Source organism: Alteromonas sp. H02 (assembly GCF_059682525.1).
The window spans coordinates 2,184,583-2,210,949 of record NZ_CM185021.1; the positions used below are offsets into that span (position 1 = coordinate 2,184,583).

Here is a 26,367-nt window from a genome sequence, read left to right on the forward strand (position 1 = left end):
AGACATGAATACCGATATTGCGAAAGGTAAGTGGAATCAGTTAACCGGTAAAGTAAAGCAGAAGTGGGGTAAACTTACCGATGACGAAGTGGAGCAAATGGAAGGGAACTTCGAAGAGTTCTACGGCAAAATGCAGGAAAAATATGGCATGAGCCGAGACAAGGCGCGTCAGGAATTTGATTCGCTGAACAGCTAATACAAGCGCCCCGGCAAACGCCGGGGCTTTTTTTGGTCGGCTAAGCTGCGCTTAGAAAGCGTAAGTTAGCGTTAGCGAGAAGGTGCGGCCGGCTGAGGGCTTAACGACCACAGAGTCAAACAAATCTGCTGAAGTGTAATATTCCTCATCCAGCAGGTTGTTAACCTGCAGCAGTCCGGTGAAAGGACCCTGTGCATAACTGACCGAGCCATTTACAATGCTATAACTGGGTAACATTACCGTTTGCATAATGTCGGTGTAAGTTTCATCTACCCAGGTAAGACCCAGGCTACCGGTCACATCACCCTCGCCGAGTTCCTGAGCCCAGGTACCATAAATACTGACAATATTATCTGGTAAACCGCCGCGTTCCATACGGGTGTTCATGCCCACAAATGCCGAACGGGGACCCGCAATCCGGCCACCATACACATCTTCCGGGTTCAAGCCATTCTGAGCGGCAAAGTCAGCACCGTTGATAACTGCCAGTGCACCGTTACTGACTTCTTCGGTATTGGTATGGGTAGCGGTTGCCAGTATCGACAGGTTTTCATTCACCAGCGCGCGCATTTCAAACTCCAGACCATCTCCGTACACGGCAACCAGGGCACCGGTCTGGCTGTCACGGTAGGTTTTGTCCTGATCGTACCAGGCGATAGCGGTATACAGGCGGTTATCCAGCAGGTTCAACTTCACCCCGATTTCCTGCAGGGTCGACTCCTGAATATACTGGCTGTTTTCAATGGTGGTTGGAATGATCCCGCCCAGCTGGTTGGTACTCAGAGAGTTCGACTCTGAGTAGGTCACGTAAGGAATGATACCATCGGCATTGTATGACAAGCTGGTATTAAAGCTGAACGCGGTATCACTGCCTGAGATCACGCCGTTACCCTGGGGATCACCTAAGTAAGCTACCCAGCCATTTTCAGACTCCACATCAAAGTAGTCGTAACGGGCTCCCAGCAAAAGGTTGAGGTTGCCGTAGGTTACGTCGGTCAGGAAGAAGGTGCCTGCGTTAGCGGTTTTAGACAGATGTACTTCGTTGAAATTACGGGTTAGTGTACCTTCCACGCCGGTGACGTTGCCGTCGGCGTCATACAGTAAAGTGGCATTCTGGTATGGATCGAATGATGCCGGGGAGATCCGGTCGTTAGCCGTTGGCCCAACAATAATATCGCGAAAGTCAAAGGTTTCATCCATCCACGCGGCGTAATTATCGAGCTCTTCATAACGATAATTAACGCCGACAATGCTGTTAGCCATAAAGCTATCGCCCTCGTATTCGAAGGTCAGGCTGCTGCGCAATTCATACAAATAAGCATCCGGGTAATAAGCGGTAAAGCCCCAGCTTTGATACTTGGTGTGATCCATGTAGTCGTAAAACGCTTCGTTTTTCCATACCGTGCCGCTGTCAAATTCGTGGGTAATATCAAAATAAGCGGTTACTGCCGTGGTATCGGCATAGTCATTATCGTCGATGAAGGTCGTCTGATGATCAATTTGTGCCGTGCCAACATCGGTTAGTGCATAAGGGTTGTCGAGCGTGCGGTCGGCTAAAAAGTTTCCAAAGCCACCGGCACAGCTCACTGCAAAGCCGTTATACATCGCGTTGCCGCTACCGGCATCTGCCGCCGTACACCAACTGTTTACGTTGCTGAATGCGTTGTTGAGGAAGCTCGGCGCAAAAGGCGCAATAAAAGAAGATTCCTGAGGTAACAGGGTATCGGCACCAACAGGGTTGTCGGAGTTACGAACAGGAGCCGCCCCGGTAATATAAGTGCCGTTATCAATTAAATCCTGAGTAACCCGGTTCCAGCCTGGTACCTGAATACTGTCGGTGGTTTGATACTGCAGGCCAAACTGTAAGGTGGTATTGTCAGACAAATCAAAGTCAACGGCGGCCTGAATGAGTTCGCTCGAAGGCTCGTAGCCGTCAAAGTAAGACTCAGAATCTTCCACTTCAGCAAACAGTTGCAATCCGCCGTACTTACCACCGATTTCCAGTGGAATACCAAGACTACCGGAAATGATCCGCTGATTATAAGAACCTACGGTAACCGACAGTTCACCGGTGACTTCATCGATGTATTTACTGCCGCCAACCTTGGCCGATTTAGGGGTATAGTTAAGCTGTCCGCCCACACTACCGCTACCGTATAACGGTGAAACCGGCCCACGCATGACTTCGAGCTTTTCAGCACCGCGAACAATGGTATTGAACGCGCCGGGGTTAGCTATTCGGCGAAAGCCCCGGAAATAGTTATCGGCGGGCTCGCCGCGAATATCCATGGCACCTTTAATGCCAAAAAACGAACTGGTGAATGCGCCAGGAGTAAGACGAACCAGATCATCCACGCTACGCAGAGCAAATTTGTCGACCAAATCTTCACTGATTTCGGTAATGGAGCGCGGCGTTTCATACAGGCTTTTGCCCAAACCAAATGCGCTGCTGTTTTCGCCATCCGGCATAATCGAGTAGTAGTCTGTTTTTTTACCCAGAACATCGATTTTTTCAACGTCAGCTTCACTGACCTCGGATGCTTCCTGAGCGTAAGCGGAGAACTGGCTGCTAAGAAAAAATAACGCAATACCGGCCGCGATGGGGTTAAACGAATAGGTGTGCTTCATAGAATTCCCTGTGAGTGTTATGGAAAAGTCCCGCCACGGCAGAGCATATCGCGTGCCAAAACCTGACCACTTGGTCTTAATTAGTCAAAAGTATAAAGTAATACAATTAATGCAAATTCCATGAAATTGAAATAAAAACTATATATTTCAGGATTTTATGTTGTTTTAGAATGGCATGATATTTTTTTGAGGTGCTCACGGAATTAAGGTGACAAAAGCGGTCGTCGTAAAGCAATCTGCACGGTTTTGCACCAAAAAAGCGCCGCTATGCACGATAAACAAACAAGAAATTGCGACCAGTAACCAGTTGAGTCATACAGGTTGGTATTAATACATTCAGGTGGTTATTTGCTATAGTCAGAGCGTCTTTATCAAACAGGAGTAGCTTGTGTTAGTACAGCAGGAAACCGGCCTTATCGTTATTGATGTGCAGGGCAAACTGGCAAGATTGGTCGACAACAGCGACGCCATGATTGACTCAATAGCCACCATGATCAGAGCCATGCAAACCCTGGGCATCCCGGTGCTGTTTGTGGAGCAGTTACCCGATAAACTCGGGGCCACGGTAGAGGAGCTGAATCAGTTTATTCCTGCCGGAGAAGCCTTTGCAAAAGCCACCTTTAGCGCACTTCGCACCGAAAGCATTGAGCAGCAAATTAAAGCCCTGAATCGTTCACAATGGCTGGTGTGTGGCATCGAAGCGCATATCTGCGTATACCAGACCGTGATCGATTTACTGGCCAGTGGTAAGCAGGTGCATTTGCTCAGCGATTGCGTGTCATCCCGTAATCCGGCCAATAAACAACTGGCGCTACAAAAAATGCAGGGCGCCGGGGCACAGCTCACCGGGGTGGAAATGGCCTTATTCGAATTGCTTGAAAGGGCTGACACGGAGCAGTTTAAATCGATACTCCCGTTAATAAAGTAGCCTGACAGAGCAAAAAAATCGCCGGATAGGGTGGTTTTCGCCCCATTTCCCGCTTTTTTTGATTTTATTTGCTGAAATCAGCTTGTTAGGGTAGCCGCGGCTTTTATCCTTTGTGTAAAATAACGGCCTTTTATTTACCCGCTGCTGCGGCTGTCCCGCACAGGGCAATAACAGCGGTGGGTGTTAGCAGCATATTAAGTACGAAGTTGGGGAAATCATGGAGCTTGAAGCGATAGTCAGTCAGGCCAAAGCGCAGATTGACGCTGCCAGTGACGCAGCAACGCTCGACCAGGTTAGAGTTGAGTTCATGGGCAAAAAAGGCAAGCTGACCGACCTGTTAAAAGGGTTAGGGCAGTTGTCGGCCGAAGAGCGTCCTCTGGCCGGACAAAAAATTAACGTAGCCAAACAAGAAATTCAGCAGGCAATCAGTGCCAAAGGCGACGCCTTGCGTAGTGCTGAATTAAATAAAAAACTGGCAGAAGAAGCGGTTGATGTGACCCTACCGGGCCGTACCGAGTTAAACGGTAATCTGCATCCGGTATCGCGCACCATTGCGCGCATCGAACAGTTTTTTGGCGAACTTGGCTTTGCGGTAAAAACCGGCCCTGAGGTGGAAGACAGCTTTCACAACTTTGATGCGCTGAATATTCCGGCCAATCACCCGGCTCGTGCCGACCATGACACCTTTTACTTTAATCCTGAAATCATGCTGCGCACGCAGACTTCAGGCGTGCAAATTCGCACCATGGAAGCCGAGAAGCCGCCACTGCGGATCATCTCGCCCGGCCGTGTTTATCGTAACGACTACGATCAGACCCACACGCCAATGTTTCATCAGGTGGAAGGTCTGATGGTAGACAAGAATGTCAGCTTCACCGAGCTCAAAGGCATTTTGCATGACTTCCTGCAAAACTTCTTTGAAGAGTCGTTGCAGGTGCGCTTCCGCCCGTCTTATTTCCCGTTCACCGAACCTTCTGCCGAAGTGGATGTGATGGGCAAAAACGGTCAGTGGCTGGAAGTGCTGGGCTGCGGCATGGTACATCCTAATGTACTGCGGGCGGTGAACATCGACCCGGAAGAATATACCGGCTTTGCCTTTGGTATGGGCGTAGAGCGTTTAACCATGCTGCGTTATGGCGTTAACGACCTGCGCGCATTCTTTGAAAACGACCTTCGGTTCCTCAAGCAGTTCAATTAAGGCAAAGCAAAATGAAATTCAGTGAAAAATGGTTAAGAGAGTGGGTTAACCCCGCCGTATCACGGGATGAGCTGTGCGAACAATTGAGCATGGCTGGTCTGGAAGTGGATGGTGTAGAACCGGTTGCTGGTGAATTCAGCGGCGTGGTGGTAGGTGAAGTGGTGGAATGTGGTCAGCACCCCAACGCTGACAAGCTGCGAGTCACCAAAATTAACGTAGGCGATGATGAACTGGTTGATATCGTCTGCGGTGCACCAAACTGTCGTCAGGGCTTAAAAGTTGCTGTTGCCAAAGTGGGCGCGGTACTGCCGGGCGATTTTAAAATTAAAAAAGCCAAACTGCGTGGCGAACCGTCTTTTGGCATGCTGTGCAGCTACTCTGAGCTGGGCGTTAGTGACGACCACAGCGGTATTATTGAATTGCCGCTGGACGCACCGGTAGGTGAAGACATTCGTGACTACCTTGGTCTGGATGATGTCACTATCGAAGTTGACCTGACGCCTAACCGCGCTGACTGCCTTGGCCTGCGTGGTGTTGCCCGCGAAGTGGGCGTACTGAATAAAGCCGATGTGTGCGAGCCGGTTATTGCACCGGTTGCTGCGGCGATTGAAGATAAACTTACCATTAGCTTAAGCGCGCCGCAGGCGTGCCCGCGTTATCTTGGCCGTGTAGTTAAGGGCGTCAATGTAAAAGCCGATTCACCCTTATGGCTGACCGAGAAACTGCGCCGAAGTGGTATACGCAGTATCGACCCGATTGTAGACGTAACCAACTATGTACTGCTGGAGCTGGGTCATCCGATGCATGCGTTTAACCTGGCTGCCATTGAAGGCGGTATCAATGTACGCATGGCAACGGCCGGTGAAAAGCTCACCTTACTGGATGAAACCGAAGTTGAGTTAAAAGACAATACCCTGGTTATTGCCGATGATAACAAAGCGCTGGCTATGGCTGGTATCTTTGGTGGTCTGCATTCCGGTACCGACGAAAATACTACCGACATTCTGCTGGAAAGCGCGTTTTTCCACCCGGATGCGATTATGGGTAAAGCCCGTCAGTATGGTCTGCACACCGATGCTTCACACCGCTATGAGCGTGGTGTGGATCCGCAATTACAGGCCACGGCAATGGAGCGTGCTACCCAACTGATTTTAGAAATCTGCGGTGGTGAGGCCGGCCCGGTGGTTGAAGCGGTGAGCGAAAGTGATATTCCGACTCGTGCCGAAGTGACTTTACGTAAAGCGCGCTTAGCTAAAGTGCTTGGCATTGATATTGCGGCTGATACAGTGAGCGATATCCTTGCGCGTTTAGGGCTGGATGCCAAAGAAACGGAAGAGGGCTGGGTTGCTACGGCACCAAGCTATCGCTTTGACATTGAGATTGAAGAAGACTTAATTGAAGAAGTGGCCCGGGTATACGGTTACAACAGTATTCCTAATCAGGCACCGGTAGCGGCGTTGTCGATGTTACCGGCAACCGAGAAGCAGTTATCGGTCAATGCAGTGAAATCGGTATTGCTGAATCGCGGCTATAACGAAGCCATTACCTATTCGTTTGTCGATCCTAAAATACAAAATGCACTTTTCCCTGAGAGTAATGGCCTTGTGCTGCCACATCCTATATCGGCGGACATGTCGATTATGCGGGTAAGTTTATGGCCGGGGCTGTTACAGGCAACGTCATATAACCAGAAGCGACAGCAACAGCGTATTCGTTTGTTTGAAACCGGACTGCGGTTTGTTCCGGATGCAGAAGCACCCAACAGCATTCGTCAGGAACCGATGCTGGCAGGGGTTGTTGCCGGTCGTCGTTATGATGAACATTGGGATGCCAATGACAAGCCGGTTGACTTTTTTGATGCAAAAGCAGACGTTGAAGCACTTTTAGCATTGACGGGAAAGGAAAAAACGGTCACTTTTAATACAGAAACGCATTCTGCATTGCATCCGGGTATGTCGGCGGCGATTTACCTGGACGATAAATGTGTTGGCTGGCTGGGCGCGGTACACCCGCAGTTCAGTAAGCAACTGGGCACTAACGGAAGAGTGTTTGTGTTTGAACTTGAATTAGCGGCCCTCACAGACCGCAAATTACCTCAGGCACAGCCGATTTCGAAGTACCCGGCAAACCGCCGTGATATCGCCATTACGGTCAAACAAACCGTGAAAGTAGGCGATATAATAAAATTTGTTGAAAAAATTGGCGTAAATCAACTAGTTGGCCTAAACTTGTTCGATGTGTACACAGGACAGGGAATTGCTGACGGTTATAAGAGCCTGGCATTGTCTTTAATCCTGCAGGATCCGGGCAAAACACTGGAAGATGCGGAAATACAAGCAGCGGTAGATTCAGTGATTCAAGGGCTTGAGTCGGAATTCGGGGCAGCGTTAAGAGAGTAAATTTTATGGCACTAACCAAAGCCGAAATGGCTGAACACTTATTCGAAAAACTGGGTATTAATAAGAAGGACGCTAAAGATTTAGTGGAAGTGTTTTTTGAAGAAATCAAAGGCGCACTGGAATCCGGTGAACAAGTGAAACTATCCGGTTTTGGTAACTTTGATCTGCGCGACAAAAACGAACGTCCTGGCCGTAATCCAAAAACCGGCGAAGACATTCCGATTAAAGCGCGTCGGGTGGTGACATTCCGCCCGGGTCAGAAGTTAAAAAGTCGCGTGGAAAATTCCAAACCACCGACAGAGTAAACCTCGTAGCAAAGATGCGGGCCGGTACCTGCCGGCTCGCAATTTTTATCACCACAAGTGCTGTTAACCGAGCCATCGGTGCTGAGAGCGGTACAGACGCGCAATGCGTTTTGTGCTCAGGCGTAGTAAACTATCCTTTCTAACTTTCTTTCCAATGTGTTGTACAGGTTGTTATGTTTTCAAAGAAAATTGTCGTTGTAATTGGCTTAATCCTGCTGGCCGTAGCCGCTTTCTGGCAGTTCAATGGCGCTGATGAGCCTGCCATGCAGGAGTATGATGAGGCTAAGCTGGCGTCAATGGCGTTTCGGCAGCAAATTCTGCACGCCAGTGATCTGGTGGCAGGTATGTCTACTGCGGTAAAAAATGACGACCAGGCGGCTATTGAGCAATGGCAGCAAAAAGCCGTAGAGGTGGCCAAAGCCGCCGAGCTGACCGACAGTGATATTGCTTTTATCCGTTCAGAGAAGGGCCGTGAATATCTGGTCTTTCATGCTAAACGCGCTTTGTTTAACGAGGCTTTTGAGCAGCATTATTATGAACTGAAAGGGATTGACGCCTTAAAAAACAAATACCCCGAAGCCCGTGATTTATTTGCTGAGGCAGACCGGCTGATTGCGGCCCGTGACGCTATTATTTTGGATATTGCACGTGAGCTTAGCGACACAGAAACACCCGACGAGGCGGATATCAAACAAGCCAAGGCACTGTGGCAGGAACGTTTTCGCCAGTCAGCTGAGGCACAGATAACTCAGGACTAATAAATCACTACCAGCGGGTCAGGTAGTCGGCCAGTTCAAAGAGTTTATCTATTTTGTCACTGCGCTTTATCCATCGGTCCCGCCAATGCGCCATCCCCTGAATGGCCGCTGGACGGTGTTCACTCATTAATTGCTGGCGTAGCAGGGCACGCTCTTTAGGGTTAAGCATTAACGCCTGTAATTGGGACAATTCGCCGCTGTCCAGCCATATGCCACCGCAGCCCGGACATTCATCGATTTCCACCACATGCAGAGGGCTGTAAAAGCGGCGAAGCATCACTGTGTCATTGCACGCCGGGCAATTAACCCGCTCATCCATTGCGGGCAGGGCATGATGAAACTGACGCAAATGCTTTTCCAGCGCCCGGCCGCGTTCTTCCTGAGGGGATTCAAACAAAGCCAGTGTCTGGTTTTCTAAAAACACACCACCGCAAGCTTCGCTTACAAATACCGGCACTTTGCCGACCTTGATAAGTGTGAGTTCACTTTGCGTTCGCGGGCATTTCATAAGGCACTCGGCATCCCATTAATTTACGCGGCCAGCGGGGCAAAGGTAGCGCGGGTCAGGCTGGCAAGCACTTGCGGGGCGAGTTCGATTTCTAGCCCGCGTTTACCAGCACTGCAATAAATCAGTTCGAACCCGGCTGCGCTTTCGTCGATAAACGTGGGTAAGGCTTTCTTCTGGCCCAATGGGCTAACACCACCAAGTACATAGCCGGTGGTACTTTCCACTTTGGCCGGTGGCGCCATCTGCGCCTTTTTTGCCCCGGCTGCTTTGGCCAGTTGTTTGAGGTTTAATTGATGGGTGACCGGTACAATAGCGACCACGAGTTTACCCGAGTCCAGTTCGGCCACCAGGGTTTTAAACACGGTGGGCGCTTCCAGGGAGAGTTTTTCAACCGCTTCCAGGCCGAAGGACTCGGCCTGTTTATCATGCTCATACCTAAGCACCTGGTGAGCATGTTTACCGCGCTCGAGCAGTTTTATTGCAGGGGTCATTGTGGCCTTTCTCAAATTACCGGTTAGTCGTTTACTCTGGCATAAAAGTGAGCGTATGCAAAGGCTTACCTGGCAATAGTGGGGTCATGCGATGCTTGGCATAGTCATCGAAACCGGCTTTGTAAAATGCCGAAAGCGGATGACCGGACTGCCCGCCCGGAATGGTTAATACCGCTTTATCAAGCTGGCCGGGGCGCACAAAAAATCGTTGGGAAGCCCCAAAACTGCGGGCCTGAACCGCTGGGATAAAGGTGTCGCCATAGCCAGGAATTTCCGGCATGTTTAACGCCTTGCCAAATACCGGGATCTGCCCGGCAAAAGGATGGGTAATGGCTTGCTTATTGACCTTGCCCCAGGCCAGGGTCGATAAGTCTTTTGACGCGCCGTGTTTATCCAGTAACTGTTGGCGCGCCTGTTCATACTGACTCAGCATATAGCTTTGCCAGTCGTTATGGTCCTCAGGTAACCACTGGGTGTTATCACTGCGAATCAGCTGCCAGATAGCCGGTTCGAGGTTACTGGATACATACCGCAGACTCAGATGCTTAGGTTTAAGGGCTTCATTAAGTGGTGCAAATGTGGTGTTAATTACCTGACGGCGAAAGTGCTTCACCAGGGTGTAGCCTACCGACTCGGCGCAGGCACAGTTTTGCCAGTTATCCAGCGCTTCGATATCGGCGGCAAAGTAGCCGGAATTGCGCTTTAACAACTGACGGAGCAGGGCGTGCCAGGGCTGCAGAAAGCGCGCTTCATTATCGAGCTGGATTTGATAGAAACGTTGTTCGTCAAATTGTTCATAATCGAACAGGCGGTCGCGGATCTGCTGAGCACGTGCGCCAAGGGCATAACCACCGTCGCCAAAGCGGGCGAGGTCGTCAGTGCCAATGACTCGCGAGTTGGCGGTCCATATACGATGTGATGACGGGTTCATCACCACTGGCAGGTCCATTTCATCGACGTTCCATAACCCGTCCAGCTGCTGTGGTGTAATGGCCGTGTTATGTGGCACTTTACGGCCAGGGACGGCACCGGCTGGCATCCAGGCAATGTTACCGGCAGTGTCGCCAAGCGCAATGTTCTGCACCGGGATGCCAAGCTTTCTGACTACCGGAATGGCTTCCAGCACCGACAGCCTGGTGTCTAGCTGGTTAAGCATGAGATTCACCGCGTAGGGTTCCTGAGCGGTCCATTTTAAGGCGTAAAAGCGTGTGCCCAACTGACGAACCGGGCCATACTGGCTGGTTAGCCGCTGATAAGTTTCTGGCTCACCTTTCACGCTGATGGTTTCATCCACGGCGGTTACTTCGCTGCGGTCAATCAGCACCCAGTCGGCGGTATCCACATAGGCATTGGTGAAACCCCAGGCGATATGACCATTAGTGCCGGCAATGACGCCAGGCACGCCGGGTAAGGTAACCCCGGTGAGCGACACGTCGTATTGCTCCACCGCATAATTGAGCTGGGCGCGATACCAGATAATGGGTACGCGCATCCCTAAATGCATATCACTGGCCAGCAGCGCGTCGCCGGTTTCGGTGAGGGCGCCGCCAACAATCCAGTTGTTACTGCCAATTTCGGTGCGAAAGGCCATTTGCGCGGTATTGTTGCTCACTGCGGCCGCCCGCGCTTTGAGCAATGGAATTTCTACATCACCGCTGAGCTGGCTGTTATCCAGCGCAGCCTGATACTGACTCGGCTGCAAAATAAAATCGACCATGGGCTGGCCAAACTGATGCTTAATTTCGGTCAGGGTAAGGTCGCGATTCACATTTCCGCTTTGTAAATCGAGGTACATGCTGAGGATCACCAGGATGCTGTCCTGGGGTGACCAGGGAGCCTGCTCAAAGTTAGTCAGAATGTATTCGAAGGGACGGGCAGATTGTTCGCCGACGGCCTGATTAACCCCTTCGGTATAAGCGATAAGAATGTCCTTTTGCGCCTGAGGTAACTGCGAATAGATGGTATTGGCGCGGCGACGAAATTCGTGAAAACGACCAGTTTTATCGACATCGAGGGCCATGCTTCCCAGCCACTCAGACAGCTCGCCGGCGGCAACCCGTCGCTGCAGATCCATTTGGAAAAAGCGGTCCTGCCCGTGGGCAAAGCCCAGTAAATACATGGCTTCCTTGCGTGAATCGGCCTGAATAATTGCCTGGCCGAGGGCGTCGCGCGATAAGGTGGCGGGTTGTTGAACCTGACTGACAATGCGATCACCGTCTAAGGCGGGGAGCGACTGACGAAGGGTAAAGTAAACCGCCATGACAGCGATAACCAGTAGGCCGATGACCCCTAACGTAATCCGTTTTAACCAATTTAACACGTGTAATACTCCCTGTTTTTTCTTATGCTTAAAGCCTTTCGGCGGCAGTTTGGTGGCTTATATCACCCGCGCTTCACAATTGCCTCAGGCAAAGCCTTTGGTTTGCAGTTAGCGCCATTGCGCTGTAGGGCACTTGTGAAGCCTGTACTTTTGTTTGTCGCCACGTCCTAAGCCGTTTAGCATTGTAAAACAATGCATTGGAGTCCAGGAGTCAGCATGGGACCAGTAATGATCGATTGTCGCAGCCTCAGTTTACAGCAAGATGAACGCGACATGCTAGCGCACCCGCTTACCGGAGGTGTGATCCTGTTTACGCGCAATTATGAGTCGGTAGATCAACTCAGGGCGTTGATACAGGATATTCGTGAGGCGGCAGGTAAACCGCTGATCATCGCGGTGGATCATGAAGGCGGCCGTGTACAGCGTTTTCGCCTCGGATTTACCCGCTTACCGGCCATGGGGCAGATACTGCACTTAACCGATAATGAGAATGACGCCGACGCATTGAGTTATGCCTGCGGTGTGATTATGGCTTACGAACTTAAGCAACTGGATATCGATATTAGTTTTGCGCCGGTACTGGATATTAACGGTGTGTCTAATGTTATTGGCGATCGCGGATTTTCGCCCGAACCTGATGCAGTGAGTCGTCTGGCGGGGTGTCTGATAGACGGCATGCATGCAGTAGGCATGCCCTCTACCGGTAAACACTTTCCCGGCCATGGCAGTGTGGTAGCGGACTCACACATTGATACGCCGGTGGATGAACGGGACTGGCAAACCATAGAACAGCAGGATTTGGTGCCTTTTGCAGATCTCATCGCCCGGCAAAAAATTGATGCCATGATGCCCGCTCACGTGCGTTTTACGGCCATAGACGATAAACCCGCCGGTTTTTCCCATTACTGGTTGCAAACCATTTTGCGCGGCAAGCTCGGCTTTGACGGGGTGATCTTTTCAGATGACTTATCGATGGAAGGCGCAGCCGTGGCCGGCACTTACCCCGAGCGCGCTCAACAGGCCCTGGCAGCTGGCTGTGATATGGTGCTGGCGTGTAACAGTACAGCCGGTGCGCTGGCTATTTTAAACGGCCTGCCAGGCACTACTGCGCCCTCCCATCGACTGAACAGACTTACCGGCTGGCCGCTTTCATCAATGGCAGATCAGGCCTATCAGCAAGCATGTGAGGTATGGCAACGCTATGAAAGTTAAAAATAAGGTTATCGTATTCAGCGCTGTGGTCAGCGCATTGCTGTGGGGCGTACTGGCTGCGAATGGCTTTGAGCAGGCACTAAGCCTTACGGCCGCGCTAACGTTGTTAATTGCCATTTTGTGGGTGACCGAGGCACTGCCCATTCCGGTTACTTCGTTAATTCCGTTTGTGGCTTTTCCCATGGCAGGCGTCATTGATTACAAAGAGGCTGCATCGGCCTTGGGGAGCCACGTGATCCTGCTATTGATGGGCGCCTTTATGCTCTCCAAAGCACTGGAAAAGTCGGGCGTGCACCGCCGTATTGCGGTGTATATGCTGCGCTTATGCGGGGCGTCCAGTGCCAAGCGCTTAGTGCTGGGCTTTATGCTCACCTCGGCGGTGCTGAGCATGTGGATATCCAATACCGCTACCACTTTAATGTTATTGCCCATTGCTATGGCCATTATCACTTCGATGAACTCGCCTAAGCTGGCGGCAGCCTTGTTACTTGGCATCGCTTACTCAGCTAGTCTCGGCGGGGTGGGTACACCCATCGGCACACCGCCGAACATTATTTTTATGAGTGTGTATCAACAAACTACCGGCACTGAGCTCAGTTTTATTAACTGGATGATGACCGGTGTACCTATAGTGCTGATAGCGATTCCGATTATGGCCTTCTGGCTGACCCGCAAGTTAAGCGATATGCCGGATTGCGACTTACCCAAAGCCGGTGACTGGCACCCGGCGGAAAAACGGGTACTGGCAGTGTTTGGCATTGTGGCGCTGGCCTGGATATTCCGCCCTTACTGGTCGGTATGGACGGGTATGACGCTGGTGAGTGACAGCACCATTGCCATTGCCGGTGTGGTGCTGATGTTCCTGGTTCCCAATGGCGATAAAAAGGAGCCGGATCAGTTGCTCGACTGGAAAACCGCTGAGGCGATCCCCTGGGGCATGTTATTGCTGTTTGCCGGGGGGATTTGCATGGCTAAAGCGTTTACCGCTTCCGGTTTAAGTTTATTACTTGGCGAAGCGCTGACCGGACTCTCAGCCTTACCCATCGTGCTGACCTTACTGTTATTGTGCCTGGCGGTGAGTTTTGTTACTGAAATTACCTCTAACACCGCTACCGCAACCTTGCTGATGCCCATTCTGGCCAGTGCGTCGGCCGCGATTGGCGTGGATCCCATTGTGCTGATGATGCCTGCCGCTATAAGCGCCAGTTGCGCCTTTATGATGCCGGTAGCCACGGCGCCCAATGCCATTGTGTATGGCAGCGGCCGGATCCCTATTCAAACCATGGTGCGCGAGGGCACCATGCTGAATATTCTGGTGGGACTGGTGATTACTGGTGTGGTGGTTGTAACCCGGTTATAAACGGCTAGCGGCTAACCGGCACATCTGCTACACCGGCTCTGGCATTGAGATACCGCGCAAACACATACAGCCAGTCTGATAAGCGATTAACGTATTGCTGGGCGAGTTCGGAGACTTCGGTATGTTTGGCCATGCTGATCATGCGTCGCTCGGCACGGCGGCACACCGTACGACAAACATGAGCCTGCGCAGCCGCCATACAGCCGCCGGGTAAAATAAAGCTGGTTTGGGGTGGTAAGTCGGCTTGCATCACATCGATATGGGATTCTAAATCCACTACCGCATCCGGAGCCAGGGTAGAACTGGCCGATACCGCAAATCCCACACTGAACAAGGCATTTTGAATGGCCGCCAGCATAGCCAGGTCGCTTTCACTGCCCAGTTTATCTTGTTGCAGACGAGCGCTGAGCAAGCCTATGTGCGCATTGAGTTCATCGAGGCTGCCGTAACATTCAATAATGGCATCGTCTTTGGCCACTTTTTGCGGCTTGTTGACGTAGAGCTGGGTTTCACCCTGATCGCCGGTTTTGGTATAGATTTTCATGATTAGTCTTGCTCCTCGGCGGGTGGCGGCGCTGTGGGGCGATCGTAACGACGGATTTGTACCAGCATGCCAAACAGCGGGTGGTCAAAGTAATGCAGTTGCGTACTGATCACACGACGCTGCTGAGAAAACGGAATAGATACCAGCTCGTAGGCCGGTGGCGCACCGGGCAGGGTATTGGCTGACAGCACCGGCTGCCGATAAAACAGCTCGCTGTTAATGTGCAGGTAAGGCACCCGGTTGATGTATTTAAGGTATATCTGAATAAACCCATCCAGCTCCCAGATAGGTGATAAGCGCTTCACATCCGACTGGGTATTGCCGTCGTCGTTGGTTTCTGGTGGTGCCGTCATGCCGGCAAAACTGATTGGCTGCGGATTATTGAGGCGCTGATTCAGCTCGGCAAAAAAGCTATCTGCCGGTTCGGCCAGCTCGGCGTTTTGTTCTGCCAATGGATCTTCACCGGACGGCAATTGTTGCGGGCGCAGATCGCCATTTTTAGTAAACTGCTGAGCAAAGTTCTGACCGGCAAATAAACGCAGGGTTTCGGCTTTGTCCTGACCAAATTTAACCTGCTGACGCCAGCTAAAATGCGCCAGGCGATCGACCCCTTTGCGCCAGCGAATGCTGGTATAGATATCATCCTGAGAAAGCTGGTTAGTTGGCAACAAGTGCGGGCCGTTAGCTCGTTTAAAATTAGCACCGTGTACATAAAGCGGCGTTTGCTGACGCGGTGGTACGTAAAGATCCGGCTGTGGCCACTGCCAGCTTTGCGGGTTTAAAGTCGGCTTTGTGGGTGTCACGCAATTGAGCGGGCGGCGTTTTACGCTTACCGGCGTGAGCTGTTCTTCATTTAAGTTAAATAACAACCAGTAGGCCGCAATGGTCCCAGGTTCAGGGGGAATAATTTCAGGCTCTGGTTCAACAAACGTATTTTCTGAAGCCGCTAAGCTTTGAGTGGGTTCATCAGCCAGCAAAAACGGTTCGTCGTCAATAACTTCGCCGTTTTCATCGCTGAATAACTCGCTATCCTCATTGTTATGATCATCCAATGCAGGCTCTTCGGGCTCCGGCTCGAGATAATAATCGCGCAGGATCTCCTCCTGTGACGGCGCTTCTGCCCACAATGGTGACGTGGGGGCGTTGCAAACCGGTAATGAGTTGTACACCATCGTAATGTCTGGCTGATAATACCCGGTGAGTAAATCCCAGTCGGTGTTGGGTGTACTTAATACCTGTTGACGTTCAAACCGCTCGGCCAGATCGCTCACCGCGGTATCGCGAGAGAACAGCATTACCTCGATGTCGAACCACCATTTATCTTCGTCGTTTGCGTGAACCGGGTTAGCGGTTAAACAACTGAGTGCGAGCAGGCTACCAATTATACGCCTCATGCCTGGCTGATCTCCCTGGCAAATTCTTCTATAAGCCCGTCCACCATAGCTAATCGTTCGCGCGCTGTCTCGGTTTTCTTCACGATCCGCAGTTTCTGACTGCCTTCGAACTTAAACATTTTATTGCGGGTTTGTACCAGCTGAATAATAAAACCGGGGTCTACCGGGGTGTCTTCATTAAATTCGATGGTACCGCCGGTGGCGGTCATTTCGACCTTGTGAATACCTACGCGGCGGGCTTTGAGTTTAAGCTCGGCCACCGCAATCAGGTTTTTAGCTGCATCCGGCAGCAGGCCAAAGCGGTCGATACATTCAATCTGGAATGCTTCGATATCGTCGCTGTTTTTACAACTGGCCAGTTGCTTGTACAAGGATAACCGGGTATTCACATCGGCAATGTAATCTTCTGGCAACAGCGCCGGAATGCGCAATTCTATTTCGGTATGCAGGCGGTTAGCATCGCTGAGTGACGGCTCTTTACCGGCTTTAAGGGCATCTACCGCTTGTTCCAACATATCCATGTACAGTGAATAACCCACACTGGCAATTTGGCCGGATTGATCTTCGCCGAGCAATTCACCGGCACCTCGAATTTCCAGATCGTGAGTGGCCAGCGCAAAGCCTGCGCCCAAGTCTTCCAGACTGGCAATGGCTTCCAGGCGCTTAGCGGCATCGCGGGTCATCCGCTTAGGATGCGGGGTTAACAAATAGGCATAGGCCTGGTGGTGTGAACGGCCAACCCGGCCGCGTAGCTGGTGCAACTGCGCCAGGCCAAGATGGTCGGCGCGGTCCATAATAATGGTATTGGCGGTGGGCACGTCGATACCGGTTTCGATAATGGTAGTACACACCAGTACATTGAAGCGCTGATGATAAAAATCACTCATTACCGATTCGAGTTCACGTTCGCGCATTTGGCCGTGTCCTACGGCAATACGTGCTTCCGGCACGATTTCGGCGATTTCTTCGGCGGTGCGGGCAATGCTTTCGACCTCGTTGTGCAGGAAGTACACCTGCCCGCCACGCAGGATCTCCCGCATGATAGCTTCGCGAATAACCGCTTTATCGCGCTGTTGCACAAAGGTTTTGATGGCCAGCCGTTTGGCCGGGGCGGTGGCGATAATCGATAAATCACGCATGCCCGACATCGCCATATTCAGCGTACGCGGAATGGGCGTAGCAGTAAGGGTAAGAATGTCTACATCGGCGCGCAGGGCTTTAAACTTCTCTTTCTGGCGCACCCCAAAGCGGTGTTCTTCGTCGATGATAACAAGGCCCAGATCGTTAAACTGAATGGAGTCGCCGAGCAGTTTATGAGTACCGACTACTATGTCTACGGTACCGTTTTCGATGCCGTCCATAACCGATTTGGTGGCTTTACCGCTCACAAAGCGGGAGACCACCTCAATACGGAACGGCCAGTTGGCAAAGCGGTCTTTAAAGTTTTCGAAGTGTTGTTGCGCAAGCAGGGTAGTGGGCACCAGAATAGCCACCTGTTTACCCTGATTAGCCGCTAAGAAGGCTGCGCGCATGGCCACTTCGGTTTTACCAAAGCCCACGTCACCGCACACCAGGCGGTCCATGGCCTGCGGGCTACCCATATCCTGAATAACCGCGTTGATGGCCTGCATCTGATCGGCGGTTTCTTCAAACGGAAAGCTGTCGGCAAAAGATTGATATTCTTCCCAGGTAATGGGGTAAGCAAAGCCGGGTTTGGCGGCACGCTTGGCGTACACATCGAGTAATTCTGCGGCGACGTCGCGAACCCGTTCGGCGGCTCTCTTCTTGGCTTTTTCCCAGGCATCGGAGCCCAGGCTATGCAAAGGCGCAGAATCCTGCTCACCGCCGCTGTAGCGCGAAATTAAGTGCAGCGAAGCCACCGGCACATATAACTTGGCCTGTTTGGCGTACTCAATGGTTAAAAATTCGGTAGTGACGCCACCGGCATCTAAGGTTTGCAGACCAATATAGCGGCCTACGCCGTGGTCGAGATGTACCACCGGCTGGCCTACAGAGAGCTCCGCCAGATTGCGAATGATGGCATTTTCGTCGGTAGGTTTTTGTGCGGTGCGTAAGCGGCGCTGACTGATTTTATGACCGAGCAGCTGGGTTTCGGTGATAAACAGCAGCTCACCGTCGGGGTTTTTCCAGCGGAAACTGTGTTCTACCATGCCGATGGAAATACCTACGGTTTCATGGCTGGTAAGAAAATCGTCGAAGTGGGCAAACTCTACAGGCTTGATTTGATACTTGCCTAAAATGCCGAGTAAGTTTTCCCGGCGGCCCTGTGATTCGGCACAAAACAGCACTTTGGCACCGCGCTCGCTGGCGTCTGACAGAGTGGCTAATAAGGCTTGTGCGGGCTGCTTCTTTTGCGGGTTTAAGGCGATATCGTCGAGCTTCTCACAATGCAGATTGTGTTTACCGGCAGCCTCGTCGAGGGGCTGTGAAGCCAGGGCGACCCGCGGCCATTGTTTGAGGCCGGCAAATAATTCGTTAACCGGTAAAAACAGTTCCATGGGCGCCAGCAACGGGCGGTGTTTATTATAGCGGTATTGCTCGTAGCGCTCGTTCAGGTCGGCCCAGAAGAATTCGCAGGCATCGCTGACATCGCCATGCAGCATAATAAGCGTGTCGGGATGAAAGTAATCAAATAACGTGGCGGTTTTTTCGAAAAACAGCGGCAGATAATACTCCACACCACTTGGCATGGTGCCACGGGTAATTTGATTAAACACCGACTCGGCGCTGTTGCTTGCGTCGAAGCGCTCTAAAAATTGTTGGCGAAACAGGTTGAGCGCGGCTTTATCGGTGGGGAATTCCCGGGCCGGTAACATGCGAATTTCATCGACTGCATTGCTTGAGCGCTGGGAATCCGGATCGAACAGGCGAATACTGTCGACCTCATCATCGAACAGGTCAATGCGGTAAGGATCTTTAGAGCCCATGGGGTAAAGGTCGATAATACTGCCGCGAATAGAAAACTCGCTGTGACTCATTACCTGGCTGACATGCAGATAGCCGGCTTGCTCTAACTGTCGGCGGAACTGGTCGCGATCCAGTTGCTGGCCACGCTTTAACAACAATAAATGCTGGCCAATGTATTCTACCGGGGCCAATCGTTGCATCAGGGTATTGATGGGCACAATAAAGATGCCGCTGGGTTCCTGGGTTAACCGGAACAAGGTTTCCAGTCGCTGGGAAATAATATCCTGATGCGGCGAGAACGTATCGTAAGGCAGAGTTTCCCAGTCTGGGAACAGGGTAACCGGAACACTGTGCTGACTGCCCTGAAAATAGCGGATTTCTTTTTCGAGTTTGAGCGCCGAAGGCGTATCGGCGGTGACCAGTACGATAGGGCGGCCGGCCTGCTGACTGGCCTGAGCTACGGCAAGCGCGCGGCTACTGCCTTGCAACTGCCCCCATTGTTGTTGGTCCTGAAAACCGGCTGACGACTTGGTTTTGGGCAGTGGCAAAGAATTAAGCGTGGTTGTCATGATTCCTTAACGATTCTTTTATTGAGCGTTTAAGTTTTTACTTGCAGGTTAAGCGTTTTTATTTTGGCTGCGCTTGCGAAGCTGCTGCGTTTGTAAATGCAAACTGGCTCTGACTAACAGTTCCTGATCCTGTTCGCGGATCCGAGTAAAAATGAAGGCTATATGGTAGCCATCCGATTCCTGCTGGCAAGTAATAACTTCGCCGTAGCAAAAAATGGCCGCGGCTTCTTCTGATACAAACAATTTAAGTTCTGCCAGAGTACCAACATCCAGTGCTAAAGGGTGGTTAATGATAACGCCACCGCCGCCGAACCTAATACTCTCAAAGCGATAATCCGGATCGTCCTGCTGATGTAAAATATACGACATCATCAAATCGATTTTGCGAGACTGATGGTTAAGGTAATTCACCAGTTCGGAAGCGTGATCGCTAAGGTTACGCAACGGGCGCAGCGCCTGGGATTCGATGGAGGCCATCTCGCTGGCAATGCGAAAGGCGTAGGGCATGTGGTCTTCGAGTTGTTCGTTGTCTGGCAGGGCAAAGTGCTTGTCGAGTTGACGCATATTGACCTTAATAGCGTGGCTGATTAAGAAAAACTCATTAAACTGAGCTTGTTTTTCTGCCAGGGTTAACGATTCCACAATACTCTCCAGGCTGACTTGTGTGCAGGGTAGCTTACACGTATTATGCACCGAGCTTAAGTCTTTGTTTATCATTAAAACGTACAACGTACCGTATTGATTAAGAGTAGTGCAGGGAAGGATGAATACCAAGCCCCCACTGCCCAGGTACAGGTGAAATTTCATGGCCTATCCGCTTTCTGCCTATATTGCACTGCGTTATTCCACCGCAGGCAAACACAACAGCTTTGTAGCGTTTATTAACCGCTTCTCGGTAGCCGGGATAGCCCTGGGACTGATGTCGCTGATTATTGTGCTGTCGGTAATGAATGGCTTTGAAGCCCAGCTGCGCCAGCGGATTTTAGGCATAGTGCCACAGGTGGTAGCGCTTAACGCCAGTGTTGATGACGTGCTACAACTACCCTTAACGGAAGTGCGTGCCGCTAGCCCCTTCAGGGAAGCTGAAGGCCTGGTGCAATCCCGCCAGGCGTTGCGCGGTGTGCAATTGCAGGGCGTAGATCCTCAAACCATGGCCAATCACAGCATTGTGAGCGACTACATGCTGGAAGGTAATTTTGAGCGCCTTGAAGAGATAAAATTTGGCGCTATCATCAGCCGCGCACTGGCACAGGAGTTGAGCGTGAATATGGGCGATCAAATACGGGTAATGGCTGCCGGCGCCAGTGTTTATACACCCTTTGGCCGCATGCCGAGTCAGCGCCTGGTGACGATAGCCGCTATGTTTAATCTGGGCTCACAGCTTGACGACAAAGTGATTTACTTACGGCTTGACGATTTAACCCGGTTACTGCGCAAACCGAAAAACAGCCCGGCGGATGTGCGCCTGTTTTTAAACAATGCGTTTAATTATCAGGGTGTGGTGGCACAACTTGAACAGGCGGGTTATTCCACCAGTAACTGGCGCTCGCGCCAGGGGCCTTTATTCGACGCAGTAAAAATGGAAAAGAACATGATGTTTTTAATGCTGCTGCTGATTATTGCGGTGGCGGCATTTAACATTGTATCTGCCCTGGTGATGGTTGTTTCCGAAAAAAGTGGTGACATTGCCATTTTACTCTCCCAAGGCATGACGGTAGCCACGGTGCGCGCCATATTCATGCTAAACGGCATTTTCAACGGCCTGAAAGGCGCACTGATTGGTGCCGTGCTGGGCATTTTAGCCGTTGTATATATCAACGATATTTTGGAACTTCTGGGGATTTATCTGGCGTTATCTGCCGATGGGCCAGGCTTACCCATTGATATGCAGTGGCACCAGGTGGTTTGGGTAACCCTGTTTTCCTTAGGATTATGCCTGCTGGCGAGCTGGTACCCCGCGCAACGCGCCATGAAAGTGCAACCGGCCAAAGTTTTACAGCAGGAATCGTGAAAACTTGATTAAATGGTCAGGTTTTTGGGTTTTGCCGTGCATTGTGGCATAAAATTTTCTATAATCTTTTTCTTTTCTTTCGCTCGGTTACCGATTCTATGGATAAAGTCTTTATAACGTCGGCGGATCTGCTTCAGGATTCATTTCGACTTGCCTCAAAAGTGTATAAGGACGGCTTTCGTCCGCAATTTATTGTTGGGATCTGGCGGGGCGGGGCGCCAATTGGTATTGCGGTTCAGGAGTTTTTTGAATTTAAAAAATTCCCCACCGACCATATAGCGGTAAGAACCTCTTCTTATTACGGCATTAACAAGCAAAGCAAAGAGATTCGCGTGCATGGCCTGCATTATCTGATTGAAAATGCGAATGCCGAAGACGCACTGCTGATTGTTGATGATGTATTTGACTCAGGCCGCAGTGTAGACGCATTGATTAAGCAAATTAAAAAGCTGATGCGCCTGAACATGCCAAAAGATATTCGTATTGCCTGCCCGTATTACAAGCCAAAAAATAATAAAACAGACATCGTGCCTGACTACTACGTAAATGAAAGTGATGAGTGGCTGGTTTTCCCCCATGAAATTGCCGACATGACGGAAGAAGAAGTACGCGCCGGTAAAACCGAGCTGGCCGACGTGATGGATATTCTTTACGATAAAGAGTAATACATTTGCGGCGGCTAGATTCCCAGGCGGGATAAGGGGCTGATAACGCCATTTCCACCTTGTTGCAGAACATGCGTGTAGATTTGAGTTGTTCGCACATCGGCATGACCCAACTGATGTTGGACGGTTCGAATATCTGCCCCCGCGGCCAACAGGTGTGTTGCAAACGAATGCCTTAACGTGTGGGGCGTAACATGCTTTTTGATCCCGGCTTCAAGACTGGCTCGTTTAACGTCTCGCTGCAGTTGTTTTTCATCGATGTGATGACGGCGCAAATGCTTGCTTTCCGGATCAATACTTAATCTTTGGGATGGGAACAGGTATTGCCACTCTACGGTTTTGTTGCGGGATTGATATTTTTTGCGTAAACCTTTGGGCAGCCAGGCCCCGGCAAAAGATGGAACGTTTAAATCGCGCACTAAGGTTTGCTCTACATTTTCAATTTGTGTTTGAAGCAGCGGAATTAAGGCCTCTGACAATGTGACCACCCGGTGCTTACCGCCTTTACCAAACCACACGCGAATGCATTTGTAGTTAAAATCGATATCACCGGCTCGTAAACGGACACACTCCATCAGACGCAGCCCGCTGCCGTACAGCAGGGCCATTGCCAGATAATGCTGCTTACTTGCTCGGCCGAGAACCGCTTTTACTTCATCCTGTGTGAGCACTACCGGCAGTTTGCGTTCCCGCTTGCTGTTGAGAAAAGTCATGTCTTCGGGTAAGGGATTATCCAAATATTTGTTATAAAGAAACAGCAGTGCGTTAAGCGCTGTAGCCTGAGTGGATTTTGCACACTGACGACGGACAGCCAAATGTGTAAGGTAGGCCTCCACATGCTCAGCGTGCATATCCTTTGGCTGTGCATAGTTGTGGAAGCGAATGAAGTCGGTGATCCAGGTGAAGTAGGTTTCTATGGTACGTTTAGCATACCCCCGGGTTAGCATAAACTCATAAAGTTCGCGTAAAAACTGAGATTTCATAAAGTTAGTGAAGGCTAAAATGAAACCAGCATAAAGTACAAAGTAACGTGTAAATACTGAACGTTTGGAGGGTTTACGTTCACTTTTGAGATTTTTGCACCAAACCATGAGATAAATAGGGTTTGGTGTATTTAATTCCAACAAAAAACACCAAATCGACCTAACTCTTTTATGTAAAGGGGATTTCAGATAATCTACACTCACAAAAAATTACAATTGCACCAAAATGATGGTTTTAAACATACTTCATTGGTGTCTATTTAGTAGTTATGTGCCGCTAGACTATGCCAGATTTAAAAATTAAAACTGAATTCGCAGCAAGAGAGAAAAAGTTCTTATGGGGTTTGCTTATTTTCGTGCTACCCTTTGCCGTTGTAGTCGTTATTAATTCTTTTTCGTCCATATACATAAATCCCGGTTTTCCTTTCGTCATCATGGTGCTAGGTTTTATGTTTGCTACTTTTACATGGTATCGATGCCCTAAATGCAACTCGATACCACGTGCTTTAGGAAATCCTGGGGTGCAGCTGTTTGCTAAAAAGTGCGGAGAGTGTGGAGCTCAACTAAGGTGAAAGCACATAACAACCCAATAAACTCACTCACTGCGTTCGCTGGGACGCATACACGTGGGGCGGCTGCGCCATTATGCCCCACATGTCTGCGCCCGTTATTGGAAAGTTAGCCCCCATTCGTTAATCCGTTCAAAAATAAAAGATCGGGGCAGTGTTAACGCCGGTATCTCAACTTGTTTTAGCGTCTCACGGTCATAGGTAGTTTTTGTGTCCAGGGCTATCAACCAACCATGGTAATTTCTTCCCGTGGTTTGCGCGGCGCGGGCAATCTTTCGCTGTAAGCAAGGAGTGCTTTTATCAGCAATCGTACCGTGCAATTCTCAGCTCATTGGCAACGCAGTTTTTTCAGTTCCGGTAAAAGGTTAACGCAAAAATCAGTTGTTGTTTTTCTGGTGGTTGTTTAAGGTAAATGCATATCAGGGCAGGGCAATTATTAAATGCAAACATCTTGGTGCAGGGCAGCAAAGCTGCGAACGTTCAGTGTTGGGGCTAACAAAGTGCAGCACGGGACAATAACGCGCAGTTCCCCTTTTTTGCAAAGAGCGCAAAAAAGCGGCCCTTCGCTATTGCCCTTGTGCTAGGCGTTAGCCCCCATTCGTTAATCCGTTCAAAAATAAAAGATCGGGGCAGTGTTAACGCCGGTATCTCAACTTGTTTTAGCGTCTCACGGTCATAGGTAGTTTTTGTGTCCAGGGCTATCAACCAACCATGGTAATTTCTTCCCGTGGTTTGCGCGGCGCGGGCAATCTTTCGCTGTAAGCAAGGAGTGCTTTTATCAGCAATCGTACCGTGCAATTCTCAGCTCATTGGCAACGCAGTTTTTTCAGTTCCGGTAAAAGGTTAACGCAAAAATCAGTTGTTGTTTTTCTGGTGGTTGTTTAAGGTAAATGCATATCAGGGCAGGGCAATTATTAAATGCAAACATCTTGGTGCAGGGCAGCAAAGCTGCGAACGTTCAGTGTTGGGGCTAACAAAGTGCAGCACGGGACAATAACGCGCAGTTCCCCTTTTTTGCAAAGAGCGCAAAAAAGCGGCCCTTCGCTATTGCCCTTGTGCTAGGCGTTATACACCATGGTAACTACTGCTGATGTAATCAAGGGTGCAGTCCTTAGTCCCTTATTGGTATTTCCTTATTTCATAGTCGCTACTTTTAGTAGCGAGCTAATATTGGACGGTTTAGCGGGCGCTTTTATGGCGGCTAGTTTAAGTTTATTGGTTGTTTATCCAGTGATGCTAATTTACGGTGTCCCGCTAGCACTTTTGTTAAATAAATTTTCTATGTTTAAACCACAATACTTTTTACTAGTGGGCATAGTTCCTGGACTTTTAACAAGTTGGCATTTGGGTTTATTGGCTCTATCTATTGCTATCAGCTTATGTGGTTGGTGGGTTGCTCAGCGAAATGCAAATGGTGTATAACAAAAAAATTATGACGCCCGCAGGCGGGCTGGGACACAAACAGGCAGGCGGCTTCGCCATTATAGCCTGCCTGTTTGTGCCCCATATTTAAAAGTTATGCGCCGTTGTTTATTTCTCAAATATTGAGTGCGGCGGTAGTGGGTTAGGGTAAGGTAGTTTCAATAGGTTGTATCAGTGCCTACCGCTTTCAGTTTTCAAAACTGCTTTATCAACACTTGTTCGTTTTAACCTGGTAACACCAGCATTCGGCACGGTCAGTTTTGCTAGCCCGCTCACTTCTCAGGCAATCATTTTATCATCTGGCTTTTCGCTCAGGGTTGTTTTAAGGTAATTGTTATTATTTAAATCAACAGTTTGTTGTAGCGGGCGGTGGCGGCAAAGTCGCGTAGGGCAGGAGTCTCGCACGCATAACAAACAAATGTTGGGGACACAAACACGCGGGCTCTGCTTCGCAGTATAGCCCACGCGTTTGTGCCGCCAAATTAGGGCGTTAGCCCCCATTCGTTAATTGTTGCAAAAATAAAAGCTCGGGGCAGTGTTAACGCCGGTATTTTTTTCTTGTTTTAGCGTCCCACCGCTATTGGTTGTTTTTGTGTCCATGGCTATCAACCAACTGTGGTAATTTCTTCCCGTGGTTTGCGCGGCGCGGGCAATCTTTCGCTGTAAGCAAGGATTGCTTTTATCAGCAATCGTACCGTGCAATTCTCAGCTTAATTGGCAGCGCAGATTTTTCAGTACCGGCAAATGGCTAATGTAAAAATCAGTTGTTGTTTTTCTGGTGGTTGTTTAAGGTAAAAGCATATCAGGGAAGGGCAATTATTATATGCAAACATCTTGGTGCAGGGCAGCAAAGCTGCGAACGTTCAGTGTTAGGGCTAACAAGGCGCTGTTGTGGACACAAACACGTGGGCTGCTTCGCAGTATAGCCCACGCGTTTGTGCCCAAAGCTTAGCGTTATGCGCCGTTGTTTATTTCTCAA

20 protein-coding genes are annotated in these 26,367 nt (G+C 50.2%); 11 read left to right on the forward strand and 9 right to left on the reverse strand.

Features of this window, described 5'->3' with window-relative positions; all coding sequences use genetic code 11:
* Positions 1–4 precede the first annotated feature (4 nt).
* Entirely contained in the window at positions 5–196 is a 192-nt protein-coding gene (locus AC566Q_RS09980; protein ID WP_105936604.1) for a CsbD family protein, read from the forward strand.
* Between the two features lie 51 nt (positions 197–247).
* On the opposite strand, the gene AC566Q_RS09985 is transcribed toward AC566Q_RS09980, so the two are convergent.
* Positions 248–2,824, reverse strand: coding sequence for a TonB-dependent siderophore receptor (locus AC566Q_RS09985; RefSeq protein ID WP_105936603.1), 2,577 nt, complete (start codon positions 2,822–2,824; stop codon positions 248–250).
* A 388-nt stretch (positions 2,825–3,212) separates the two neighbouring features.
* Between AC566Q_RS09985 and AC566Q_RS09990 the strand changes: the two genes are divergently transcribed.
* The 5 genes from AC566Q_RS09990 to AC566Q_RS10010 all read left to right on the forward strand — a co-directional run bounded on the left by AC566Q_RS09990 (position 3,213) and on the right by AC566Q_RS10010 (position 8,412).
* Positions 3,213–3,752: an isochorismatase family protein gene (locus tag AC566Q_RS09990; RefSeq protein WP_499616291.1), complete on the forward strand. Its 540-nt coding sequence runs from the start codon at positions 3,213–3,215 to the stop codon at positions 3,750–3,752.
* A gap of 217 nt (positions 3,753–3,969) precedes the next feature.
* Positions 3,970–4,950 carry a phenylalanine--tRNA ligase subunit alpha gene (gene pheS, locus AC566Q_RS09995; protein ID WP_105936601.1) on the forward strand — a complete coding sequence of 327 codons (981 nt, stop codon included), beginning with the start codon at positions 3,970–3,972 and terminating at the stop codon, positions 4,948–4,950.
* 11 nt (positions 4,951–4,961) lie between these two features.
* A complete protein-coding gene (gene pheT / locus AC566Q_RS10000) occupies positions 4,962–7,349 on the forward strand; it encodes a phenylalanine--tRNA ligase subunit beta (RefSeq protein WP_499616293.1) in 2,388 nt (795 codons plus the stop codon).
* Between the two features lie 5 nt (positions 7,350–7,354).
* A complete protein-coding gene (gene ihfA / locus AC566Q_RS10005; RefSeq protein ID WP_499616296.1) occupies positions 7,355–7,654 on the forward strand; it encodes an integration host factor subunit alpha in 300 nt (99 codons plus the stop codon).
* 173 nt (positions 7,655–7,827) lie between these two features.
* A complete protein-coding gene (locus AC566Q_RS10010) occupies positions 7,828–8,412 on the forward strand; it encodes a hypothetical protein (protein WP_499616299.1) in 585 nt (194 codons plus the stop codon).
* Positions 8,413–8,419: 7 nt separating this feature from the next.
* Here AC566Q_RS10010 and AC566Q_RS10015 read toward each other — a convergent pair whose 3' ends face one another.
* From AC566Q_RS10015 to AC566Q_RS10025, 3 genes are read right to left on the reverse strand one after another with little or no spacing between them, the layout of a single operon-like run.
* Complete coding sequence (locus AC566Q_RS10015) at positions 8,420–8,920, reverse strand: zf-TFIIB domain-containing protein (RefSeq protein WP_499616302.1); 501 nt, start codon at positions 8,918–8,920, stop codon at positions 8,420–8,422.
* Positions 8,921–8,943: 23 nt separating this feature from the next.
* The gene (gene ybaK, locus AC566Q_RS10020; RefSeq protein WP_499616305.1) at positions 8,944–9,411 is read right to left on the reverse strand and encodes a Cys-tRNA(Pro) deacylase; all 468 of its coding nucleotides are present in this window, start codon (positions 9,409–9,411) and stop codon (positions 8,944–8,946) included.
* A gap of 31 nt (positions 9,412–9,442) precedes the next feature.
* Positions 9,443–11,731, reverse strand: coding sequence for a penicillin acylase family protein (locus AC566Q_RS10025; RefSeq protein ID WP_499616308.1), 2,289 nt, complete (start codon positions 11,729–11,731; stop codon positions 9,443–9,445).
* A 216-nt stretch (positions 11,732–11,947) separates the two neighbouring features.
* Here AC566Q_RS10025 and nagZ point away from each other — a divergent pair, with 216 nt between their 5' ends.
* Positions 11,948–12,943 (forward strand): beta-N-acetylhexosaminidase, encoded by a 996-nt coding sequence (gene nagZ / locus AC566Q_RS10030; RefSeq protein WP_499616310.1) that lies wholly within the window; start codon positions 11,948–11,950, stop codon positions 12,941–12,943.
* Positions 12,933–14,303, forward strand: coding sequence for an SLC13 family permease (locus tag AC566Q_RS10035; RefSeq protein ID WP_499616313.1), 1,371 nt, complete (start codon positions 12,933–12,935; stop codon positions 14,301–14,303). Before nagZ ends, AC566Q_RS10035 begins: the two co-directional genes overlap by 11 nt.
* 4 nt (positions 14,304–14,307) lie before the next feature.
* Here AC566Q_RS10035 and AC566Q_RS10040 read toward each other — a convergent pair whose 3' ends face one another.
* From AC566Q_RS10040 to AC566Q_RS10055, 4 genes are read right to left on the reverse strand one after another with little or no spacing between them, the layout of a single operon-like run.
* Complete coding sequence (locus AC566Q_RS10040; RefSeq protein WP_499616316.1) at positions 14,308–14,847, reverse strand: cob(I)yrinic acid a,c-diamide adenosyltransferase; 540 nt, start codon at positions 14,845–14,847, stop codon at positions 14,308–14,310.
* 2 nt (positions 14,848–14,849) lie between these two features.
* Entirely contained in the window at positions 14,850–16,241 is a 1,392-nt protein-coding gene (locus AC566Q_RS10045) for a CsiV family protein (protein WP_499616319.1), read from the reverse strand.
* Positions 16,238–19,738: a transcription-repair coupling factor gene (gene mfd / locus AC566Q_RS10050; protein WP_499616322.1), complete on the reverse strand. Its 3,501-nt coding sequence runs from the start codon at positions 19,736–19,738 to the stop codon at positions 16,238–16,240. Before mfd ends, AC566Q_RS10045 begins: the two co-directional genes overlap by 4 nt.
* A gap of 48 nt (positions 19,739–19,786) precedes the next feature.
* Positions 19,787–20,380, reverse strand: coding sequence for a PilZ domain-containing protein (locus AC566Q_RS10055; protein WP_105936672.1), 594 nt, complete (start codon positions 20,378–20,380; stop codon positions 19,787–19,789).
* A gap of 163 nt (positions 20,381–20,543) precedes the next feature.
* Between AC566Q_RS10055 and AC566Q_RS10060 the strand changes: the two genes are divergently transcribed.
* A complete protein-coding gene (locus tag AC566Q_RS10060) occupies positions 20,544–21,749 on the forward strand; it encodes a lipoprotein-releasing ABC transporter permease subunit (protein ID WP_499616326.1) in 1,206 nt (401 codons plus the stop codon).
* Between the two features lie 98 nt (positions 21,750–21,847).
* Entirely contained in the window at positions 21,848–22,414 is a 567-nt protein-coding gene (locus AC566Q_RS10065) for a phosphoribosyltransferase (RefSeq protein ID WP_499616330.1), read from the forward strand.
* A 14-nt stretch (positions 22,415–22,428) separates the two neighbouring features.
* On the opposite strand, the gene AC566Q_RS10070 is transcribed toward AC566Q_RS10065, so the two are convergent.
* Positions 22,429–23,397, reverse strand: coding sequence for an integron integrase (locus tag AC566Q_RS10070; protein WP_499616332.1), 969 nt, complete (start codon positions 23,395–23,397; stop codon positions 22,429–22,431).
* A gap of 1,643 nt (positions 23,398–25,040) precedes the next feature.
* On the opposite strand from AC566Q_RS10070, the gene AC566Q_RS10075 reads away from it, so the two are divergent.
* Positions 25,041–25,388, forward strand: coding sequence for a hypothetical protein (locus AC566Q_RS10075; RefSeq protein WP_499614639.1), 348 nt, complete (start codon positions 25,041–25,043; stop codon positions 25,386–25,388).
* The last annotated feature ends 979 nt before the right edge of the window (positions 25,389–26,367 follow it).

Coding starts and splice junctions, on each gene's coding strand:
- AC566Q_RS09980 (WP_105936604.1), top strand. CDS start 5: ATGAATACCGATATTGCGAAAGGTAAGTGGAATCAGTTAACCGGTAAA.
- AC566Q_RS09985 (WP_105936603.1), bottom strand. CDS start 2,824: ATGAAGCACACCTATTCGTTTAACCCCATCGCGGCCGGTATTGCGTTA.
- pheS (WP_105936601.1), top strand. CDS start 3,970: ATGGAGCTTGAAGCGATAGTCAGTCAGGCCAAAGCGCAGATTGACGCT.
- pheT (WP_499616293.1), top strand. CDS start 4,962: ATGAAATTCAGTGAAAAATGGTTAAGAGAGTGGGTTAACCCCGCCGTA.
- ihfA (WP_499616296.1), top strand. CDS start 7,355: ATGGCACTAACCAAAGCCGAAATGGCTGAACACTTATTCGAAAAACTG.
- AC566Q_RS10010 (WP_499616299.1), top strand. CDS start 7,828: ATGTTTTCAAAGAAAATTGTCGTTGTAATTGGCTTAATCCTGCTGGCC.
- AC566Q_RS10015 (WP_499616302.1), bottom strand. CDS start 8,920: ATGAAATGCCCGCGAACGCAAAGTGAACTCACACTTATCAAGGTCGGC.
- ybaK (WP_499616305.1), bottom strand. CDS start 9,411: ATGACCCCTGCAATAAAACTGCTCGAGCGCGGTAAACATGCTCACCAG.
- nagZ (WP_499616310.1), top strand. CDS start 11,948: ATGGGACCAGTAATGATCGATTGTCGCAGCCTCAGTTTACAGCAAGAT.
- AC566Q_RS10035 (WP_499616313.1), top strand. CDS start 12,933: ATGAAAGTTAAAAATAAGGTTATCGTATTCAGCGCTGTGGTCAGCGCA.
- AC566Q_RS10040 (WP_499616316.1), bottom strand. CDS start 14,847: ATGAAAATCTATACCAAAACCGGCGATCAGGGTGAAACCCAGCTCTAC.
- AC566Q_RS10045 (WP_499616319.1), bottom strand. CDS start 16,241: ATGAGGCGTATAATTGGTAGCCTGCTCGCACTCAGTTGTTTAACCGCT.
- mfd (WP_499616322.1), bottom strand. CDS start 19,738: ATGACAACCACGCTTAATTCTTTGCCACTGCCCAAAACCAAGTCGTCA.
- AC566Q_RS10060 (WP_499616326.1), top strand. CDS start 20,544: ATGGCCTATCCGCTTTCTGCCTATATTGCACTGCGTTATTCCACCGCA.
- AC566Q_RS10065 (WP_499616330.1), top strand. CDS start 21,848: ATGGATAAAGTCTTTATAACGTCGGCGGATCTGCTTCAGGATTCATTT.
- AC566Q_RS10070 (WP_499616332.1), bottom strand. CDS start 23,397: ATGAAATCTCAGTTTTTACGCGAACTTTATGAGTTTATGCTAACCCGG.
- AC566Q_RS10075 (WP_499614639.1), top strand. CDS start 25,041: ATGGTAACTACTGCTGATGTAATCAAGGGTGCAGTCCTTAGTCCCTTA.